This window comes from Sorangium sp. So ce321, from assembly GCF_051530195.1.
Lineage (GTDB): Bacteria > Myxococcota_A > Polyangia > Polyangiales > Polyangiaceae > Sorangium.
Genome location: NZ_CP150329.1, coordinates 1,291,937 through 1,311,985 on the forward strand (window position 1 = coordinate 1,291,937; position 20,049 = coordinate 1,311,985).

The window sequence follows — 20,049 nt, forward strand, 5'->3', positions numbered from 1 at the left end:
CAGGGGTCACTGCGCGGACGAGCGAACCACGAAGGGGGAGGAGTCTCATGAAGACGATAGGAAGACGCTGGATCACGGCCTTCGGGCTCACGTTGATGACGGCTGCATGCGGATCGAGCGATGCACCCGGCACCTACTCCGTGGAGGAGAGCCCCACGCCCATCAAACGAAGGCCAACTCCCGCCACTGAATTCACGCCAGTGGAGCTCGAGGCGACGGTCGATGATCTCGTCGCCGAGCTCAACGAGCTCCCGCACGAGTCAATGCATGCGGAGATTCTGCTGAAGGTTGTTTCCGGCTTCTTTGCGCCGGTCGCCACGGCCGCGAACCGAGCCATGGGCGAGCTCCGGATGACGGGGAACGTGGTCGGGCGCCTTGAAGAGCCGGGCGATCAGCAGATGGCGGTAAAGCTCCAGAACGAGCAGATCGAGCAGACGATAGCGGGGGGCGTCGACGCAATTGGGATCGCGCCCTTCGGCGAAGGCAACGCAACCGGTATCGATGCGGCCGTCGAGCGGGGGATCCACGTGGTGACGCTCGACGCTGACGTGGCGACATCGAAGCGATCCATCTACGTCGGAACCCTCAACGAGGCTGCCGGAACCAAGGCAGGGGAGACCCTGCTCCCGATGCTGCCCCCGGGGCCGGGTACGGTGATCATCCTCGGCAACACCAACCCCGTGTGGGTCACCGGGATGGAAAGGACGAAGGGTGCTCAGGACGTGTTCAAGGGAACCGACTACGAGACCCTGGTGATTCAAGAGACCTTGACGGAGATGGGCGACGAAGAAGACACCGCAACGATGAAGGCCAAGATCGAGGCGGCGGACCCGCCCGTCGTGGGGATGATCGGCATGTTCAACGAAGCGTATCGGTGCGCGATGGCCGCAGAGGCCGCGGGCAGGAAGGACATCGCCATCGTCGCGTTCGACTTCGATCCGAAGACCGTCAGCTACATGCGCAAGGGGTTCATCAAGGCCACGCACACTCAGCGGCAGTACTACGAGGGCTACCTCGTGCCCTACATCCTCTACGGCATCAAGCACATCGGCCTCGACGCGACCAAGAAGATCCTCGCTCCGTTGATGATCGACGATATCCGCGTCAACACTGGCCTCGACGTGGTCACGGCGGAACAGATCGACGCCTATAATGACCACCTCGACGCGCTCGGCGTCAGTCAATAGCGTGTCGTAGCTCGAGGAGTGTCTCGCGCGACGGAAGCGGGGTTCGAAGCCCGAGAACCCAGGGGCGCCGACGGCACTGAACCGGGCCTCGCTCAGCGCCGTCTCGTTCAGCGGTGCGTCTTGCGCCCGCGGCGGGCGCGGTTGCGAGGAGCTGCCAGGATGTCCGAGGATGTCGACGGTGCGCCGCCCGTGCCTCCAGCTCCCGCTCCGCAGCCCCTTCGCCGGCGGTGCCTTCGCCGGCCGCTACCTTCGCCACGCGGCGCGAACCCCGGGTCGGCCCGGTAGCTCCCTGCGCGCCGCGGCGCTCGCCGCCTGCCTGCTCGGCGGCGCCTGCTCGGACGCGGCGCCGCCGCCGGGCGGACAGGGCGGCGCCGGGCAGGGCGGCGCCGGCGCGCACCCGGCGACGACCACCGGCCTGAGCGCCGTCACGGGCTTCGGCGGCGCCCCGGAGGAGCTGCCGCGCACGTTCGTCGTGACCGGCGTGGTCACGGACGGCGCGTCGCCGCTCGAGGGCGCCCTCGTGATGCAGGCCGGCGGCGAGCCGGAGAGGGTGACCGGGCCCGACGGCGCGTTCTCCATCGAGATCACGCGCGACATCCCGGGCCAGCCGACCCTCGTCGCCGCGAAGGTGGGGTACCGGACGGACGGCATCGAGCTCGAGCTCGTCCCGGAAGGGCCGGTGGAGATCGCGCTCCGCTACGTGGCGCCGCCGGACAACGCCCTCGGCTACAGCTACGGGGACCCGGGCGACGGCGACCCCCACAACTCGACGCGGTACTGCGACCACTGCCACACGACGCTGGTGACCCAGTTCCTCGGGTCGGGGCACGCGCGGTCGGCCAGGAGCCCGCTGCTCCAGGCCGTCTATGCGGGGGTCTCGCTGGCCCACGCCGACGAGGCCGCGTGCACGGCCGCGGGCGGGCGCTGGCGGGCGGGGCGCGTCCCCGGCAGCGAGGGGGAGGCCGCGATGCGGTGTTACCTCGGCGGCGGCGTGCTGCCGGACCTCAACCCTTCCTGCGGCGGGGAAGCGCAGCCGTCGTGCGACGACCCCGCGCTGCCCGCGGCGGGGAGACCGGCGGCGTTCGGCGCGTGCGCCGACTGCCACGCCGCGGGCATGGATGGCCCTGCGGGCGGGCGCGATCTCCTCGAGGCCACCGGCATCGCCTTCGAGAAGGGGAATCACTGCGACGCCTGCCACAAGATCCGCGACGTCGACCTGAGCAAGCCGCCCGGCGTCGCGGGCGCCCTGATGATCCAGCGCCCGCAGGAGCGGAGCTCGGCCGACCCTTCCGCGAAGCTCGCGCAGGTGATGTTCGGGCCGCGGCCGGACGTGCCGAGCAAGTTCATGGGCGGGAGCTACCAGCCGAAGTACTCGACCTCGGCGTTCTGCGGCGGCTGCCACGAGCAGAAGCAGGCGGCGCTCCTGCCGGGCGCGGCGCTCGACCCGGCGCGCTGGCCCGACGGGCTGCCGATCCACGAGACGTTCTCCGAGTGGGCCGGGAGCTCGTGGAACCGCCCGGAGGCGCAGTGCCAGTCGTGCCACATGCCGGAGGTGCCCTCGCTGAAGAGCAGCGTCGACCTGACCGACGAGACGAACGCGAGCATCGAGCTCGGCTTCGTCCGCCCGCCGGGGACGGTGCTCTCGCACGGCTTCCGCGGGCCGCTCGATGGCGCGCCGCGCGCGCCGCGGCTCCTCCGGGAGGCGGTCGAGGTGCGCGTCGCCGCCGCGACGGCGGCTTCGGGCGAGCTCGCCGTCGAGGTCGCTGTCGTCAGCGGGCTCGCGGGCCACGCGGTCCCGACCGGGGAGCCGATGCGGGCGCTCGTGCTCCTCGTCGCCGCGGAGGCGTGCGGCGCGCCCATGGCGCCGTCGCGCGGCATGACGGTGAACGACACGGGCGGCGCGCTCGCGGAGGGGCGCGTGGGCGGGGACGCGAGCCTTTCGGGCGCCGTGCTCGCCTGGCCGGCGGGGGCGGCGCGCGCGCGGGCGGGGGACGTGGTGCGCGCCGTGCGGCCTACCGGCGTGTACGACGATTACAGCGGCGTCGGCCGCTTCGCGGATCCGTCGCTCGACCCTGCGGACAAGGGGCTCGAGATCCGCGCGCCGGTCGGCGAGGCGCGGGTGGTCTCCGCGGGCGGCGGCGCGCTCACGCTGAGCGGCGAGATCCCGGCCCAGGACGGGGATGTCGTCTACCTCGGCGCGCCGCTCCCCGGGGCGCACGAGGACGGCCAGCCCGCGGCCGCGTTCGCCGGGGCCGCGGGCTACACCTTCGCCAAGGTGCTCGTCGATCCGGCGGGCGCGCGGCACGCGCCGCAGCACCGCGCCGTCGACATCGCCAGCGACAACCGCATCGCGCCGGGGAGCTTCGCGGTGACCTCGCACGGCTTCGCGATCCCCGCGGGCTGCGACCTGGCGAACGTCACGGCCACGCTGCTCTACCGCCCCGTCCCGCTGGCCCTCGCGCGCGAGCGGGGTGTCGACGCGCGCGATTACCTGGTCGACTCGGCCTTCTGGCCTGTGCCGCTCGATTGAGCGAGCCGGGCCGGAGCAGCGCGCCTGTAGGCTGAGCGGTGAACCCGCGCTGCCCAGGGTAGTCGTGGTTTCAGAGAGAATGAACCACAGAGGCACAGAGGGCACAGAGGGCAGAAGAGAGAACGAGAAGGAACCGCAGAGGCACAGAACAGAAAGTAAAAACTATTTATTTATTCATCCTCTGTGCCCTCTGTGCCTCTGTGGTTTTTTCTTCTTCTCTTCTTCTCCGCACCAGGACGAACCTGGGCGGCCTACCTGACGCTGCTGCGCAGCGCGGGGCGCGCCGGCGCCTGGCCCATGCAGAGGACGAGGGCGTCGCGGAGCCTCGACAGGGTGGCTACCCGCGAGATGTCCACGCCGTCCGCGAGGAGGCCGCGCGCCACCTCGGGGCGGATGCCCACGATGATGCCCCGCGCGCCGAGGAGCTCCACCGCGCGCACCAGCGACAGGAGCAGGCCCCCGAGCGCGGCGTCGATCGACTCGACGCCGGTCAGGTCGATGATCACCGCCCGGCACTGGGTGCGCGCCACCGCGCCGAGGAGCGCCTGCATCATCTGCTCGGCCCGGCGGAGGTCGACCGCGCCGAGCACGGGCATCATCAGCACCCCCTCCCACACCTGGATGATCGGCGTCGACAGCGTGCGGATCGTCTCCTGCTGCTCCTGGTTGATCTCCCTCGTGCGCGAGAGCTCCCGCGCGAGGTCGTCGAGCCGCCGCAGGTTGGCCGCGGCGACCTCCTGGCGATCACCCGGCACGGCGGCCCCGGACCAGCTCGCCCCTGAGCTGATCATAGACGAGCTCCGAGATACAGCTCGTGAAGCAGCGCGTGTGAATGAACTGACCGTCCCGCTTGTAGACGTTCGAGTTGACCAGCACGTGTTTGACGCTGCCGTCCTTCGCGCGGAGGCGGGCCGGGTACGAGAGCAGCTTGCCGGTGCCGGAGAGGGTGCAGAGGATCTGGTCGACCACGTCCTTGTCGACGTGGAAATCCGCGACGTGTCGGTCGATGTACTCCTCGGGCCGGTAGCCGAGCATCTCCAGCTCGAGCTTGTTCGCCCACAGGATCTTGCCGTTCGCGTCGACGAGGTGGACGCCCAGTGAGGCGTTGTCCAGGAACTCCTGCCAGTCTTCAAAGCGGTTCCGTGTACTCATGGCTCACCTCCCCCGGTCGTGATTCCCGCTGACCCCGTGAGGGTGGACGACCTCCGGAGAGGCGCCGTCCGCCAGCACCGGACCAGGCTACAAGAGAACGGCTGTGCGGACGAGAGGTGTGAGCCACGACGTGAGGGCGATTGTCCTGCGGAGCCCGTGAGGCTGGTTCTCATGGCTCGCGCGGTCCGGCCCGGCTGACCGGGACGTTCACCCGGCCGGGCCGTCGCGGCGCGCGCGCGCGGGCTCGTGGAGCTCGTTGAAGACGTGCGCGTGGGCGCGCGCGAAGTCGCGGAAGGCGCGGGGCGCGCGGCCGGTGACGCGCTGGACCGTGTCGGTCACGCGGTCTTCCGCCCCGTCGCGGATCGCGAGATCGAGCTGCACGAGGAGCGCGGCGTAGGGCGCGGGCACCCCCGCCTGGACGAGGTGCGCGCGCGCGGCGGCCTCGTCGGCGCGGACGTGGCGTATCGCGCGGCCGGCGACCTCGGAGAGGATGGCCGCGACGTCATCGTAGCTGAGCGCCTCCGGACCGGTGATGACGTGCGCGGCGTTGTGCGGCGCGCTGTCGAGGAGCGCGCGCGCGGCGACCTCCGCGATGTCGTCGGCGTCGATGAAGGCGACGCGGCCGCCGCCCGTCGCGGTCGTGATCTCGCCGGGCCCGAGGATCCCCTCGAGGCGGAAATTGTGCGGAACGACGAAGTTCTGCATGAACCACGAGGGCTGGAGGACCGCCCACTCGGGCGCGCGCTCGCGGAGCGCGCGGTGGACGAGGCCGAGCCCGGGGCCCCCCTCGGGCACGAGCGACGCGCTGAGCAGCACCAGGCGGCGAACCCCGCCCGCGAGCGCGCGGTCGATGAAGGGCAGCATGAGCGCCGAGGGGTCCTCGACCACCGAGGGCGCGACGAGGTACGCGCGGTCGACGCCGCGGAGCGCGCCCTCGTGCGTCGCGGGGTCGGCCCAGTCGAAGCGCGCGTGATCCAGGCCCTCGCGGGGGGCGGGCGCCGCTCGGCTCGCGAGGCGCACGCGCGCCCCGGCGGCCTCGAGCCGCGCGGCGAGGGCGCGCCCTGTGTTGCCCGTGCCGCCGGTGATCAGGACGCGCGGCCCGTCGCTCGCGGCGGGCGCGCTCACGACGCCCCCGCGCGGGCGCTGAGCTGCGCGATGAGATCGCCGCCGAAGGCCGCGACGACGGGCCCGAGGTTCCAGTACTCGCGGTACCTCACGACCTTGCCGTTCCTCGTCGCGACGAGCATCACGTAGTCCTGCTCGTAGCGCCTGCCCGCGGGGAGGATGACCGCCGAGCCGTGCGCCTCGGCGAGCGCGACCTCGGGATCGGTGGTGGGGTATCGCCGCACGTCCCGGAACGTCAGGTCGCGGAAGCTCTCCAGGGCGCCCTCGAAGTAGCGCCGGATGGCCGCTTTGCCCTCGAGGAGGGCCGGCGTGCCGAGCGCGGGCGCGTACGGGAACTCGACGGTCGCGTCGTCGGCGAAGAGGTCGAGCCAGGCCTCCATGTCGCGGCCGATCAGCGCGAGGTGCGCGTCGAGCGCCCGCGCGGCATCGTGCGGCGGGGGCTGCGATGGAGAGCGCGGCGGGGCGTGCTGCGCTGATGAATCCGGCGGGGAATGCGGTCGGGGATCGCTCATCGGGCTCGTTCCTTTCGTGTGCGAGGGCGGCTTCGTGCGCGAGGACGGCGTGGGCACGCCTCGTCTGCGAGGGACAGCGTAGGCACGCCGCGATTGCAGGGCGTCCAGCTCCGCGATCCGCGCGTCCAGGGCTGGCGCCGGACGGCGCGCGCAGTAGAGTCGATGACGTCATGTCCGCCGCGTTCGACGAGCTGGCCCGGAGCGTCGTGGTCCGCGAGACCGAGGTGATGCGCTTCGCGCTCGGCGAGCGCTGGGGCAAGCGGCGGCCGGCGCAGCGCGCGTCCGCCCGGGTGTACGCGGCGACCTGCGGCGGCGGGTGGGTCGACGTGGCGCGGCGGCAGCTCGCGCTCGGCGCGGGGGAGCTCGTGTTCCTGCCGCGCGCCGACGAGCACGCCATTCGCGACCGGCCGTCGACGTCGCTCGAGCACCCGGAGGCCGTTTGCCGCGGGATGCACGCCGTCGGCGAGGGCTCCGTGGCGACGGCGGCCGCGCCGGAGACGCGCCTCGTCATCGTCGACCTGCACCTCGACGCGGCGGGCGCCCCGTGGCTCGCGCTGCTGCCGCCGGCGGTTCACGTCACGGGCGAGACGCCGGGGCTGGCGCGCTGGCTCAACGACACGCTGGCGCTGCTCGCCGGGGCGCCGGACCTGTCGCCGGCGCTGCGCCGCTCCGTGGGCGAGACGTGGGGGCACGCGCTGTTCGCGAGCGCGCTGCGCGACCCGGCGGCGTCGCTGCCGCGGCGGGAGGCGCTCCGGGACGAGCCGATCGCGGCCGCGCTCGCGCGGGTGCGCGCGGCGCCCGAGCGCGGGTGGGAGCTCGCGGAGCTCGCGCGCCAGGCCGGGCTCTCCCGCTCGGCGTTCGCGGCGCGCGCGACGGCGCTCCTCGGCGAGCCGCTCGGCCACCACGTGCGCCGGCTGCGCCTCGAGCGCGCCGCGGTCCTGCTCGGCGAGACGACGCTCCCCGTGAAGGTCGTCGCCGCGCGCGTCGGCTACGACAGCGAGCCCGCGTTCGCGCGGGCCTTCGCGCGCGCCCACGGCGTGAGCCCCATCGGCTACCGGCAGGCGAGGCGGCGAGAGGACGGCGCGCTCGCGGCCGGGGGCGCGGAGTGACGAGGTGATGCGCGGGGGAACGCTCTGGTGACGATCAGCGGGCGAAGCCCGGCTGATTCATCGCCTTGTTGGGCCGCGTCCGTCGAGCGTCAGGAGAGCACTTCGGTGGCCGTCTTCGCCCCGAGGACGTTATCGATCCAGCGGTCGAGGGTCGCAATGTCCGTGCATGCCTGGAGGCGCGCTCTCTCGTCCTCGGCCAGCACGATCCCTGCACGCGCAAGCAGCCGCAGCAGCGTGTCCCTCTTGCCCTCACGTATGCCCTCGAGCTTGCCGCGATCGATGAGCTCCTGCACGAACGGGGGAAACGTCGCCTCGCCTTCGATCTGCCGTTCCATGATCAACGCCTCCAGAGCCTGCCGCATGGGCTCACGCAACCCCGTTCGAGATGAGCTGAAAGTAGACCAGCGCGTGCTCCTGGTCGAGCCGGCCGAGGGCAACGAGCGCCGCCTGGACCACCGTGAGCCCGTTCGGCCGGTTGCCGTGCGCCACCGCCGAGAGCACGGCGAGCTCCGTCTCCTCCTCCGCGTCAGCTGGGTCGGTGATCTCGGGTACGACGGCCGGACCGAGCACCAGCGGCTCGACGTTGCCGAGGCCCAAACCGAGGTCGATGTTCTCCGCCGCCCAGGCCGCCACGCCGGCGTCCGGCGCGACAACGAGAACGAGGACGACCGTGCCGCAGCGCTTCCTGGCGCGCACGGCCGTGACGTACGTCGGCCACGAGAACTTCTTGTCCGGATCCACGTCGCGCTGAACCTCGATGACGATCGCCTGCACAGCGTCAGGGGTGAGCTCGGCGCGTCGCTGGTGTCGAGCGCAGCGCACGCGGCTGAGCTTAGGCTAGCGCTCGAGCTGCTCGAGAAATTCCAGGAGCAATTCGTTGACTTGATCAGCGCGTTCTTCCGCCGCGCTATGGCCCACGCCGGGTAGCAGCACCTTCTTCTGCAGTCCGGGTAGATGGGTGTCGAGCCGGTCGTAGCGACTGCGAATTTCGAGCGGCTCGAGGGAAGGGTCGGCAGCGCCACCGATGAACAGGCTCGGCTGGCGCACCACCGCGCCGTCCAGAAACGCTGTGATTTCCCAGTTCCGGTCGCGACAGCGGTAGTGGTTCAGGGCACCGGTAAATCCTGTGCGCGTGTATTCATCGACGTAGTAGTCGAGCGCCCGTGCGCTCAACCATGACGGGAACTCCTTCGGCTCAGTGAAGGCGTTGAGAATGGGCTCACCGGGTTCGACGAACAGGCGCCAGCGTTCGGCGCCGACGGCGCTGCCGGAGACCGAGTAGAAGACGCTGCGCAATGTCTTGCGCGGATCGCTGGCCAATTCTCGATCCGGCTTACCGATCTGCTGGAAGTACAGGTGGTGGGACACCCTGCCCTTCGCCATTTCCCGCAAGCCGACGGTCGGTCTGACCTTTCCACGCGGTGGCACCGGAGTACTGATCATCACGAGGCCGCGGAACAGATCCGGCCTCAGCATGGCCGCCGCTTGAGCCACCCATGCGCCCAAGTCGTGTCCGACGATCACCGCGGACGTTTCACCCAGGGCCGCCATCAAGCCAACCATGTCCCCGACTGCCTGACTCATATCGTAGGCTTCAATGGAATCCGGCCGATCGGTTTGCCCAAATCCCCGTTGATCGGGGGCGACGACCCGAAAGCCGGCCTCGGCCAAAGCCACGATCTGGCGCCGCCACATGTACCACAGGTATGGAAAACCATGCAGTAGAATGACGAGCGGGCTCTTCCCCTCGTCGATGTAATGCATGCGAATACCGTTGAATTCGGCAAAGCAGTGGTTGAATGCGTCGGGGTCGTCCGCGTCCACTTGCCCCAATGCGGCGATCGGCTGACCGATGCGCATTGCAGCGCACGTGTCCATTGTCTACCTCCATCTGTTGAAATTTTCGGCCTCTAAGCAGGGAACTGGAATTCCCTCGGGCAAACCGCAAGGCTGCCACCGGTCGGTCGTCAGATCCGCCGGGGGACGAGCGGCACCGTCCAGGGTAATCACGGTGACTAGTGACGTTCGAGCGGACGAGACACGGTGGATCTCGAGGCGCGAGCGGCCTGAACCTCGCATTTCCGGCTGGAACCCGGTTCCCTGCTAAGTAGTAAGGTAGCCCTCACAGGCTGTTCTGTGCTAAGCTTGCCAGGACATTATCTTGTGAAATTGGGACAGGTGACGGTACATGCACACCCTGACGCGAAGTGCCAGCCTTTCCGACTATGAGCACGTTGCCCGCTCAGCGGGGCTCGATCCGTTTCGTATGCTGCGGATGGCCAAGCTGCCGGCCAGCGTCCTCGACGATCCGAATCTGATGATTAGTGCCGAGTCGGTTGGGTGGCTGCTGGAGGAGTCGGCCCGCCTGTCCGGCCAAGAGGCCTTCGGACTGTTGCTCGCGGAAACGAGAAGCCTGGCCAACCTGGGCATGCTGGCGCTGCTGATCCGGGAAGAGCCAACGCTTCGCGCAGCAGTGCAATCTTGCGTCCGCTATATGCGACTGCACAACGCCGGCGTGCAATTGCTGCTTGACGACGCAGGTGACGTCGTGCTGCTGCACGTGGGTGTGAATATGCAGCGCCATGGCGTCTGGCGCCAGACCATCGAAATGTCGACCGCCATCCAACTGCGGACGTTGAGAATGCTGACCCACAATACCTTCCGACCGGTAAGAGTCAGTTTTACCCACGAGCGCCCTGCCAGCCTTGACGTGCACCGCCGCGTTCTGGGAACAGATATTGTGTTTTCACAGGAATGCAATTCAATCGTTTGCCGCGGGTGCGACCTGGACATGCCAATCCCCGCTGCAGATCCGACGCTGCATCGCGAGGTGAAGCGATGGCTGGACATGCAGATGGCCAACCTCCGCGACGAGCCGGCGCAGCGGGCGCGCCAGATCGTCAGGATGCTGCTGCCAAGCGGACTTTGTTCCGTCGATCGGGTTGCCCAGCATCTTGGCATGCATCGACGCACCCTTAACCGGCACCTGGCGCCGGAGGGTGAGAGTGTCACAACGATCATCAATGCTGTACGTGCTGAGCTCGCCGAGGAGTATCTGGCCAACAGCAAACGCAAGTTGTATGAAGTCGCCGAACTTCTCGGCTTTTCCTCTGCCGGTGACTTTTCTCGCTGGTTCCGCGGTCAGTTTGGCAAGGCACCCTCGGATTGGGCCGCCCGCTACCGGGAGAGCAAGGCGGCAGCCGGACCCATCTCGCATAAGCAGGAAGGCAGGTTCGAGGGCGTCTGACGCGTCCATTCGTCATCCCAGCCAGCCACACTGCCTGAACCAGCCGCACCCTACACGTTCCTGACGTTGACGTTACAGATCCCGGCCTGCTCTCGCGATTGCCGGCTTTGCCGCCCGGACTGCGCCGGAGCGTTGTCGCTATTCACTTTCCCGCCGAGGCTCCTGGCCTCGCGTCCCAATGTGCGAAGAAAATGTCCCGCCATGCCAATAGCATCGCGGCCGTAATGCATACTATTGGTCTCGTGGACTGACGAAAGGGTGCCCCTGTACCGCTGTTACCGAGCTGGCTCATTGATGGCGAGCAGGCCCGGCTGGTCGATGGTCATCGGCTGATGGCCATCAGCGACCGGACGCGTGCCCACCACGAGCGCGATGGTGCGGGCGTGCTCGGGCGCGTCAGGCGTGCTCGGGCGCGTCAACGGCGCGTCAACAGGGACAAGCCACATCTGCAGGACGCACATATTGCTCGCCGCCGCACAAGCACAGATTGGAGACATCGATGACGTCGACCGCCGTACCCCAAGACACTACCTCACAAGCCACGCCCACCGCACCGGCCATTATCCGGCCATCGGTGCGCCGGCATTCGATCAAGGTGGAGCTTTGCACGCCCTCCATCGGCGCCGAACTCAGCAATATCAGCCTCGCTGATGCCGCCCTGGATCCAGACGCCATTGCTGAAATACGGGCGCTTTGGCTGAAGCATAAGGTGTTGTTCTTTCGCGATCAGAACATCTCGCCGATGGAGCAACAGAACTTCGCCGCGCAGTTCGCCGAACTGGAAGCCCATCCCATTGCTCCGAGCCATCCGGAGGCGGACAAGCTGCTGATGCTGTACCGCAATCTCGACCCGAGCAAACCCAACTACGTCGAAAAGTCCAGCCGCGAAAACATCTGGCATGCCGATGTCACCTTCAAGAAGGCGCCGCCCCGCGGAGCGGTGTTGCGCTGCGAACTCGGTCCGGAAACCGGCGGAGACACCATATGGACCAACATGGTGATGGCGTATGAAAAACTGCCCGACACCATCAAGCAACGGATCGATGGCTTGTGCGCCAAGCACAGTGCCGAGCAAACCTTTGGCGCCCAGTTGCCGATCGAGGAGCGCCACGCGATGGCCGCGAAGACCCCCGGTGTTGAGCACCCGGTTGTGCTCACCCATCCTGAGACGGGCGAAAAGGTGTTGTTCGTCAACTCGGCGTTCACGACCCATTTCTCGAATTTCTTCAGCTTCGAGCACATCCGGTACGGACAGGACTTCATGCCGGAGGCTCATCATCTGATGAACTATCTGACCTCTCAGGCCGCGATTCCGGAATACCAGGTGCGTCTGAAGTGGAGAACCAACACGGTTGCCATGTGGGACAATCTGCAGGTTCAGCACTACGCAGTGGCTGACTACGGCAGTGCGCCAAGAAAGATGCTTCGCGCCACCCTCATGGGCAGCCCGCTGGCCTGAGCCGAACGGTTCCATCCGGCGCATCCAGGCCATCCGCCCATCAGAGACAGGCGGGTAGCCCTGGCACGTTTACAAATTTTGGACCACAACCACACCAATGGACAGAGATATGCTCTACGAACACGTCGGCACCGAAGTCATCGATGGCGAATCGCTACCGTGGGTGCCGTTTACGCCCTATGCAGAAAACGTCCTGCTGAAGTACTTCAAGCTTGACCCGATCAGGGGTGAATGGATCGTACTGATGAAGGCGCCGCTCGACCTGCAACTGCCCAGGCACCACCACACTGGTACGGTCATGGTCTACACGATCGAAGGCAAGTGGAAATACAAGGAGCACGACTGGGGCGCCGGGCCCGGCAGCATCGTGTACGAGACCGCCGCATCGGCCCACACGCCTGAAGTCGTCAGCACGGAAGGCGGAAGCGGATATGTGGTCACATTGGTTCAGGTGACCGGCGATCTCGCGTTTCTCGACGAGAACGACAACGTCTTCGCGCTCGAAAACTGGAAGACCGGGATGCAGCGCTACCTTGCCTATTGCGAGCAGCATGGCATCAAGCCGAAAGACCTCACGGCATTCAACTGATCTGGGTTGTCGATAGCCACCCCGAACCGCAGATTTCTGCCCCTCACCTCGTGACGCCTGGGGCGAGCGGTCATGGTTATCGTTGAGCCCTCGCGTCTGCTTCACCTCGGCCCGCTTCCACCCGCCACCCTCGCGCGGCACCCAGTCCGCCGACGGCTTCCGCGAGGAGCGCCGGGGCGCGGACGGCGCGAGAACTGAGCACAGCGGCGCTCCGCGGACCTGGCTCGCCCGCGCCGCGACGCGTCCGCGCCGCGACGCGCCCGCGCCGCGACGACCGCCCCGAGAGGACGAGCCGGGACGACCGGGGTGCTTCCACCAAGCCGCACCCTTGCGCTCGGAGCAGTCACGGACCAGGGAGAACAGCACCGGCGTGCTTCAGCGCGCCGACGCGCAGGACGTCCACACCGCCTCGTTCGATGGTGACCTGAGGCGAGGAACCTATATGGATTTCCTGGACGACTCCCTGTTCCCAGAGAACCAAGAAAAGCTCGTCATCACGGTCGCGCCGTACGGGCCGGAATGGGAGCCGGCCGATTTTCCGGAGGACATCGCGGTGACGATGGCCGAACAGGTCCAGAAGGCGGTGGACTGTCACAACGCGGGCGCCACCGTGCTGCACGCGCACGCGCGCGAGCCGGACGGCAAGGGCTCCAAGCGGCTGGCCATGTTCAACGAGCTGCTGGCGCGCCTGCGCGACGCGGTGCCTGACATGCTCCTGCAGGTCGGCGGATCGATCTCCTTCTCCCCGGAGAGCGAGGGAGAGCAGGCCAAGTGGCTGAGCGATGACACGCGCCCCAGGCTGACCGAGCTCTCGCCGAAGCCCGACCAGGTCACGATCGCGATCAACACCACCCAGATGAACGTGGTCGAGCTGATGACCGAGGACGACTATGCCGGCAGCTCGTTCGCGCAGCCGGACGTTCGCGAGGCCTACCGCGAGATGACCGTGCCGGCCGGCCCGGCCTGGGTCGAGGAGCACCTGAGGCGGCTCACGGCAGCGGGCATCCAGCCCCACTTCCAGCTCGCCAACATCCCTCAGCTCGAGACGGTGGAGCGCCTGATCCGCCGCGGCGTCTACACCGGGCCGCTCAACGTCACCTGGGTCGCCATCGGCGCCGGGTTCGATGGGCCGAACCCCTACAACATGATGGAGTTCATCCGCCGCGTGCCCGACGGCGCCTGTCTGACGGTGGAGACCCTCATGCGCAACGTGTTGCCGATCAACACGATGGCGATCGCGATGGGGCTGCACGCCCGCTGCGGTATCGAGGACACGCTGTGGGGACGCAAGGGGCAGCGCATGACCTCCGTGCAGCAGATCGAGCAGACCGTCCGTATCGCGCGCGAGCTCGGCCGCGAGCTCGCGGACGGCAAGGAGGCCCGCCGCATCTACAAAATCGGCCAGATCTATCGGAGCGTCGACGAGACGCTGGCGAAGCTCGGCTACGCGCCCAACCGCAAGGTGGGCGAGCGCGGGGTGCCGCTGCGCGCGGCGGCCAAGCGCCGGGGCGGGATCCGGGAGGAGTTCGATGGAACATGCAGTCCGCTTTCATCAGACCGGCGGGCCGGAGGTCCTCTGCTGGGAGGAGGCCGCCGTCGGCAGCCCGGGCCCCGGCCAGGTCCGGGTCCGGCATGTCGCCGTCGGGCTCAACTTCGCGGACTCCTATTTTCGCAGCGGGCTCTATCCCGTGCCGCTCCCCAGCGGCATCGGGGTGGAGGCCGCCGGTGTGGTTAAAGCGGTCGGTGAGGGCGTCACGAATGTCGCGCCGGGCGACCGGGTGACGTATACCGGTTTCCTCGACACGCTCGGGGCGTACTGCACCGAGCGGATCCTGCCCGCAGCGCCGCTGATCCGGCTGCCGGACGGCATCAGCTGCGAGAGGGCAGCGGCGATGACCATGCGGGGCCTCACGGCGGCTTACCTGATGCGCCGTATCTGGCCCCTCAAGGCCGGCGACTGCATCCTGCTGCATGCGGCGGCGGGCGGCGTCGGCCTCATCGTCTCGCAGTGGGCCAAGCTCCTTGGCCTCGTCGTGATCGGCGCGGTGTCGAGCGACGCCAAGGGGGACATCGCGCGCGCCCACGGCTGCGATCACGTCATCCATTCCGGCCGCGAGGACGTGGCGAGGCGCGTGCGCGAGCTGACCGGCGGGGCCGGCGTGTCCGTCGTCTACGACGGCATCGGCAAGGACACGTTAGCCGGCTCGCTCGCCTCGCTGAGGCCGCGCGGGCTGCTCGTGTGCATGGGCACGGCCTCCGGCCCGGTCCCACCGCTCGACGTGGCGCAGCTCGCGGCCAGGGGATCGGTGTTCGTCACGCGCCCCGCGCTCGCCGACTACATCGCTGATCCCGAGGAGAAGGGCGAGCTCGCGGGCGAGCTGTTCGGCCACGTCGCCGCGGGGCGGATCCGGATCGAGATCAACCAGCGCTACAGGCTAGAGGACGCGGCGCGGGCGCACCGTGAGCTGGAGTCGCGCAGGACGACCGGCTCCTCGATCTTTGTCGTGTAGCGCGTCAGATCGGCTATCCATCGCCGTACCCACGTAAGCGGAGCTCGGAGGACCAGAATGGTCAGCTCAACATCCGCCGGATCGGGCGCCGCCCGCACGCCGACGCGCGGCTCCATCCAGGTCGAGCCGCTCACCTGCACCATCGGCGCCGAGCTCGGCGTCGTCAGCCTGGCCGACGCCGTCCACGAACGAGCAGGCGCAAAATGCGCGTGGAGGCGCAGGTCCCGCGGGCGCTCGGGGGTCGTTCGGGTCAGGGGCTTTCATCCATCCGGGCCCCTGAATGGCGCTCGCCCAGGGCAAAGGCCAGTGAGGCCGCGAGCGCGACGAACGGGACGACCCGCAGGGCGCCGAGGAGGCCGATCCGGTCGGCAATGACGCCGAGCACCATGGGCCCCGGAGCCAGGCCGAGCAGGCTGTTGGCCAGCGTCAACGTCGCGAACGCCGTCGCACGGATGGACGCCCGGGTCAGGCCGGCGACCATGGCGCTGACCGGGCCGGCCGTGCCCCCAGCGAACAACATGCCGGCCCCCACGAGCACCATTTGCAGACGGCCCGCTTCGAGCCGGAAGGCCACAGCCAGCAAAGTGCAACAGGTCAGACTGTACGCGATCGCCATCATCCACGCGCGAGCCGGCTGATGGCGGCTCAGTCGATCGGCCAACACCCCACAGACGATCATGCCGATGCCACCGATCAGGATGAAGACGGCCGCGGTGACACCAGCCCGATCGATCGTCATGCCGTAGTAACGGTTCAGGTAGCTGGGCATCCAGGCCAGTATCGCGCCCATGATGAACAGCTGCAGACCGCCGCCGGCATAGAGACAAACAAGCGAGGGCGTGAAAATTAGCGCCTTCATCACCGCGCGGAAGGTCATCGTCTGGCGCACAGGGGGCTGTGCGACAGCGGCGCGCTGACCATCATGCGCTGGTCGCAACCGTTGCTCTGTTACGGCATAGCGGTAAATTACGACCAGGACGAGGCCGAACAGGGCCGTCACGCCGAACGACCAGCGCCAGCCCATCCTCGCGGCGATGTAGCCGCCCAGCGCCATGCCCAGCACGGCGCCGAACGCGCCGCCGGCCATCAAGGCGCCGCTCAGGCTGGCCCACTGGCGGCGCGGGAATACGGACAACACCACGGCGGTACCGACGCTGCCATAGGCGGCCTCCCCGACGCCGACGACGGAACGTGCGGCGACCATTTCACCGAAGTTGGTCGACAGCGCACAACCCAGCGTCGCCACGCTCCACAGCGTCGCCATGAGGGTCAGGCTCCGGACGCGGCCCCAGCGATCGGCCAGCAGCGACAATGGGATGGTCAGCAGACCGACGGTCAGCGCCACGATGCCGCTCAGGGCCCCCATCTGGGTGTCGGACAGGCCCCATTCCATCTTCAGCGACGGCAAGACCACATTCAGGACCTGCCGCGACATGTAGTCGGACAGCAGCAGGCCAAAGCTCAAGGCAAAGACCAGCCAGGCGTAGGCGCGCGACACTGCCGGCGTCTCGGGGAGCCTATCCGTTTCGGCCTCAGGGGGATGCATCGCCAAGATGGTCTCCTTTTCTGTCGAGGAAATCCCTGCTTCGTGCCGCCGCTCGAACGTCTACGCACCCACACGTGACGCGTGATCCGCGGTCTTCAGGCAGCAGATCCATGCCGCGCACATCGGCACGTCGCAATCGCCCGCCCTGTGGTTCGGCGCCATGCCGAGCTCGGCCAGCGTTTCATCGGCGTCCTCGTGGCACACGGCGGTCTTGTAGACCTCGGGCGCTTCCGAACCGGAGACATCTTCACGGCCCAGCTCGCGGGCCGTGCTGGCGCATCGACCGACGCACCTCCGGGCCGGATGGCAAGCGCTACTTGGTCGGCAGGCTGCCGAGCCGGCTATACCGTATGGATCTGCCGTGATGCGAACGGCGGCGCGAACCCTGACTCGGCTACGATCACCCATGCTTCCAGCGGCGCTCGCCGCCTGCCTGCTCGGCGGCGCGTGCTCGGAGGCGCCGCCGCCCGCGGCCGGCCAGGGCGGCGCCGGGCCGGCGGGCGCCGGCGCGGCATCCGTGACGACCACCTGCGCGAGCGTCGGAACCGGTTTCGGGGCGCCCCGGAGGAGCTGCCGCACACGTTTCTTGTGACCGGCGTGGTCACAGGCGACGCGGCGCCGCTCGAGGGCGCCATCGTCATGCAAGCCGGCGGGGAGCCGGCCCTGGTCACCGGCCCGGACCGCCACCACAACGTCATCGGTCCAGGGGCGGTCCGGTGGCGGTCGGCGTTCTACCGTTACCAGGACGGCAATGTGCAGTTCGGCCAGCGCTACGGCAGCTCGAGCTTCACCACAACGTCGTGATCGGGACGGGCGACCTCTTCGTCGAGCTGTTCCCGACGCGCGTCGAGGACGACCCGCGCTCGCCCGGGGACACGATCGCGTTCACGGACAACTACTTCGCGGACACGTCGCTCACCGGGGTGTACACGCACGCGGTGGACACCGGCGCCACGATACGCTTCGAGCGCAACACGTTGCTCGGGTTCCACTTCAACTATGGCGAGGTATACCCCGACACGGACGAGCCAGTGCAGGTCTTCGGCGTGGGCAGCAACGCGCCCAATCCGCACGTCCTCGTGGGCGACCGGGTGGACGGGCCTTATCCGTTCATCAAGTGGCTGTTCGACAGCGTGACGGCCGAGGACAACCCGAACGCGGCGGTGCCCCGGATCCGTTTCCGCGACTTCATGGCGGGCGCGATCGACGAGAACTACCGGCGTCTGGAGTGGTGGACCGACCGCGCGACGCTGAGCCCGGACGAGCGCGCCGTTGTTTACCCGAAGGGCGCGTACCTGCTGCACCAGGGCGCGCTCTACGAGGCGCTCGAGGAGAACCAGGGGAAGCAGCCCGATCAGCACCCCGGCGTGTGGCGCGCGCTGCCGGCCCCCGCGGACGACGTCCGCCTGAGCGCGGACTCGCCGCACCAGGGCCTCGGCGTCCGCTGGCCGCCGCCGTAGCATCTCGTCGCCCGCGGGCGAACTGGCGATCGCTGTTCGGCGTTGCGACCGCACCCGCTCTTTCCAGGGCGCCGTCCCGGGGCAGAGCCAGAGGGGCCCTCAGGACACGACGCCTCCAGGAGACGCGTCACGGCGGGGACGGCGGTGCTGCCGACGCGCCCGTCGGCCCGCGGGAAGGGGAAGGGCTCCTCATCGCCCGGTCGGGCATGGAAATCGCCACATTCATCCTTGACGTACATACCATCCGTACGGTATGTACGTGTCGTGGGCAGGCCGACGAAGTCGAAACCGGAGCTGGGCGAGGCGCGGCAGCGGCTGATCGACGCCGCGCGCCACCTCATTCGCGCCAAGGGCTACGCGGCGACGTCGGTCGACGACCTCTGCAGCGCCGCGGGCGTCACGAAGGGGGCCTTCTTTCACCACTTCCGGACGAAGGAGGCGCTCGGCGTGGCCGTCGCCCGGGACTGGGACGAGTCGACCTCGACGCTCTTCGCGGGGGCGCCGTATCACGAGGTGGAGGATCCGCGCGATCGCGTGCTGGCGTACGTCGAGCTCCGCAAGGCGCTGATCGCGGGGCCCTTCCCGGAGTTCACGTGCCTCGCGGGCACGCTGGTTCAGGAGACCTACGAGAGCTCGCCGGCGATCCGAGACGCCTGCGCCGCGAGCATCCTCGGCCACGCGAGCTCGCTCGAGCCCGACATGCGAGCCGCGCTCGAGGCCTGCGGCCGTGGACAGGAGGTCTCCGCCGCGAGCCTCGCCCGGCACACGCAAGCGGTCATTCAGGGGGCCTTCGTCGTCGCCAAGGCCGCGAGCGATCCCGGCGTGGCGCGCGAGAGCCTCGACCACCTCGCAACGTACCTGAAGCTGCTGTTCTCTCGCCCTGAACCCCGAGGAGCGTGCCCGTGACACAGATGACGCGATTGACATGCACCTGCGGCCAGGTCGCCCTCGAGCTCGAGGGACGGCACCTCGTGAGCGTGGAGTGCTACTGCAACAGCTGCCGAGCCGCCGGCGCAGCGCTCGAGGCTCTCCCCGGCGCTCCGAAGCTCCTCGAAGCATCGGGCGCGACGCGCTTCGTGCTCTACCGCAAGGATCGAGTCCGCTGCACGGCCGGGGCGGCTCAGCTCAAGGAACATCGTCTTCAGCCTGCGTCGAAGACCCGCCGGGTGGTCGCCGCTTGCTGCAATACTCCCTTCTTCCTCGAGTTCACGGATGGCCACTGGCTCAGCCTCTACGGCCTCAGGTGGCCGCTCGAGACGCTGCCGCCGCTCGAGATGCGCACGATGACAGAAGACCTGCCGGAGGGCACGAAGCTGCCGGAAGACGTGCCGAACGGCAAGACCCAGCCCTTCATGTTCTACGTGAAGCTCCTCGGCGCCTGGATCGCGATGCGGTTCCGGGTCCCCAGGGTCGACTTCGTGAATGGCGCGCTCGATGGTGAAGTCCCGAGATGAGATTGAAATCGAAAACGTGCTGTCGCCCGGACGAACCGCGCGCGTCGATCGAGTCAAGTACACCGCGATGCGCGAGGCCCTGCTCGGAGTGCTGCCGGTGACGCAGCCCGGGTTGACCGTGGCGTAGGCCAAGGCGGCCCTGCTGCCGCTTCTCGCCCTCCTCGGCGGC

General features: G+C 68.6%; 20 protein-coding genes and 1 pseudogene. 13 read left to right on the forward strand and 8 right to left on the reverse strand.

The genetic code is table 11. The features are described from left to right. The first annotated feature begins 47 nt into the window (after positions 1–47). A complete protein-coding gene (locus WME89_RS04970; protein WP_438008107.1) occupies positions 48–1,187 on the forward strand; it encodes a substrate-binding domain-containing protein in 1,140 nt (379 codons plus the stop codon). 169 nt (positions 1,188–1,356) lie between these two features. Next, the gene (locus WME89_RS04975; RefSeq protein WP_438008108.1) at positions 1,357–3,717 is read left to right on the forward strand and encodes a hypothetical protein; all 2,361 of its coding nucleotides are present in this window, start codon (positions 1,357–1,359) and stop codon (positions 3,715–3,717) included. A gap of 251 nt (positions 3,718–3,968) precedes the next feature. Here the strand turns inward: WME89_RS04975 and WME89_RS04980 are convergent, their stop codons facing one another. The 4 genes from WME89_RS04980 to WME89_RS04995 all read right to left on the reverse strand — a co-directional run bounded on the left by WME89_RS04980 (position 3,969) and on the right by WME89_RS04995 (position 6,506). After that, the gene (locus WME89_RS04980; protein WP_438008109.1) at positions 3,969–4,508 is read right to left on the reverse strand and encodes an STAS domain-containing protein; all 540 of its coding nucleotides are present in this window, start codon (positions 4,506–4,508) and stop codon (positions 3,969–3,971) included. Continuing rightward, complete coding sequence (locus tag WME89_RS04985) at positions 4,462–4,869, reverse strand: PAS domain-containing protein (RefSeq protein ID WP_437653599.1); 408 nt, start codon at positions 4,867–4,869, stop codon at positions 4,462–4,464. Before WME89_RS04985 ends, WME89_RS04980 begins: the two co-directional genes overlap by 47 nt. Before the next feature lie 207 nt (positions 4,870–5,076). Then, entirely contained in the window at positions 5,077–5,994 is a 918-nt protein-coding gene (locus WME89_RS04990) for an NAD(P)H-binding protein (protein WP_438008110.1), read from the reverse strand. Further along, the gene (locus tag WME89_RS04995; protein WP_438008111.1) at positions 5,991–6,506 is read right to left on the reverse strand and encodes a nuclear transport factor 2 family protein; all 516 of its coding nucleotides are present in this window, start codon (positions 6,504–6,506) and stop codon (positions 5,991–5,993) included. The genes WME89_RS04990 and WME89_RS04995 overlap by 4 nt, the downstream gene beginning before the upstream one ends. Positions 6,507–6,676: 170 nt before the next feature. Here WME89_RS04995 and WME89_RS05000 point away from each other — a divergent pair, with 170 nt between their 5' ends. Next, on the forward strand, positions 6,677–7,615 hold the full coding sequence (locus tag WME89_RS05000; RefSeq protein ID WP_438008112.1) for a helix-turn-helix domain-containing protein: 939 nt from the start codon (positions 6,677–6,679) through the stop codon (positions 7,613–7,615). Between the two features lie 89 nt (positions 7,616–7,704). On the opposite strand, the gene WME89_RS05005 is transcribed toward WME89_RS05000, so the two are convergent. Genes WME89_RS05005 through WME89_RS05015 form a run of 3 tightly spaced genes read right to left on the reverse strand, consistent with a single transcriptional unit; the run spans position 7,705 to position 9,379 of the window. Beyond that, on the reverse strand, positions 7,705–7,950 hold the full coding sequence (locus WME89_RS05005) for a hypothetical protein (protein WP_438008113.1): 246 nt from the start codon (positions 7,948–7,950) through the stop codon (positions 7,705–7,707). Positions 7,951–7,981: 31 nt separating this feature from the next. After that, positions 7,982–8,437, reverse strand: coding sequence for a hypothetical protein (locus tag WME89_RS05010; protein ID WP_438008114.1), 456 nt, complete (start codon positions 8,435–8,437; stop codon positions 7,982–7,984). Between the two features lie 15 nt (positions 8,438–8,452). Further along, positions 8,453–9,379 (reverse strand): alpha/beta hydrolase, encoded by a 927-nt coding sequence (locus WME89_RS05015; RefSeq protein WP_438011888.1) that lies wholly within the window; start codon positions 9,377–9,379, stop codon positions 8,453–8,455. 424 nt (positions 9,380–9,803) lie between these two features. Here WME89_RS05015 and WME89_RS05020 point away from each other — a divergent pair, with 424 nt between their 5' ends. The 5 genes and pseudogenes from WME89_RS05020 (at position 9,804) to WME89_RS05040 (ending at position 15,420) form a co-directional block, all read left to right on the forward strand. Continuing rightward, positions 9,804–10,862, forward strand: coding sequence for an AraC family transcriptional regulator (locus WME89_RS05020; RefSeq protein ID WP_438008115.1), 1,059 nt, complete (start codon positions 9,804–9,806; stop codon positions 10,860–10,862). A gap of 499 nt (positions 10,863–11,361) precedes the next feature. Further along, positions 11,362–12,321 carry a TauD/TfdA dioxygenase family protein gene (locus WME89_RS05025; protein ID WP_438008116.1) on the forward strand — a complete coding sequence of 320 codons (960 nt, stop codon included), beginning with the start codon at positions 11,362–11,364 and terminating at the stop codon, positions 12,319–12,321. Positions 12,322–12,430: 109 nt separating this feature from the next. Further along, positions 12,431–12,910 carry a 2,4'-dihydroxyacetophenone dioxygenase family protein gene (locus WME89_RS05030; RefSeq protein WP_438008117.1) on the forward strand — a complete coding sequence of 160 codons (480 nt, stop codon included), beginning with the start codon at positions 12,431–12,433 and terminating at the stop codon, positions 12,908–12,910. Positions 12,911–13,352: 442 nt separating this feature from the next. Beyond that, a pseudogene (locus tag WME89_RS05035) lies at positions 13,353–14,387 on the forward strand (3-keto-5-aminohexanoate cleavage protein); the annotation flags it as partial. Between the two features lie 52 nt (positions 14,388–14,439). Beyond that, positions 14,440–15,420, forward strand: coding sequence for a quinone oxidoreductase family protein (locus WME89_RS05040; protein ID WP_438008118.1), 981 nt, complete (start codon positions 14,440–14,442; stop codon positions 15,418–15,420). A 250-nt stretch (positions 15,421–15,670) separates the two neighbouring features. On the opposite strand, the gene WME89_RS05045 is transcribed toward WME89_RS05040, so the two are convergent. Beyond that, positions 15,671–16,966 carry an MFS transporter gene (locus tag WME89_RS05045; protein ID WP_438011889.1) on the reverse strand — a complete coding sequence of 432 codons (1,296 nt, stop codon included), beginning with the start codon at positions 16,964–16,966 and terminating at the stop codon, positions 15,671–15,673. A 597-nt stretch (positions 16,967–17,563) separates the two neighbouring features. Between WME89_RS05045 and WME89_RS05050 the strand changes: the two genes are divergently transcribed. The 5 genes from WME89_RS05050 (at position 17,564) to WME89_RS05070 (ending at position 20,007) form a co-directional block, all read left to right on the forward strand. Continuing rightward, positions 17,564–17,770: a hypothetical protein gene (locus WME89_RS05050; protein WP_438008119.1), complete on the forward strand. Its 207-nt coding sequence runs from the start codon at positions 17,564–17,566 to the stop codon at positions 17,768–17,770. After that, positions 17,767–18,426 carry a hypothetical protein gene (locus tag WME89_RS05055; RefSeq protein ID WP_438008120.1) on the forward strand — a complete coding sequence of 220 codons (660 nt, stop codon included), beginning with the start codon at positions 17,767–17,769 and terminating at the stop codon, positions 18,424–18,426. Before WME89_RS05050 ends, WME89_RS05055 begins: the two co-directional genes overlap by 4 nt. A 264-nt stretch (positions 18,427–18,690) precedes the next feature. Further along, positions 18,691–19,332, forward strand: a complete 642-nt coding sequence (locus WME89_RS05060; RefSeq protein WP_438008121.1) for a TetR/AcrR family transcriptional regulator — start codon at positions 18,691–18,693, stop codon at positions 19,330–19,332. Between the two features lie 5 nt (positions 19,333–19,337). Continuing rightward, entirely contained in the window at positions 19,338–19,880 is a 543-nt protein-coding gene (locus WME89_RS05065) for a GFA family protein (protein ID WP_438011890.1), read from the forward strand. Then, on the forward strand, positions 19,861–20,007 hold the full coding sequence (locus WME89_RS05070; RefSeq protein ID WP_438008122.1) for a DUF6958 family protein: 147 nt from the start codon (positions 19,861–19,863) through the stop codon (positions 20,005–20,007). The genes WME89_RS05065 and WME89_RS05070 overlap by 20 nt, the downstream gene beginning before the upstream one ends. The last annotated feature ends 42 nt before the right edge of the window (positions 20,008–20,049 follow it).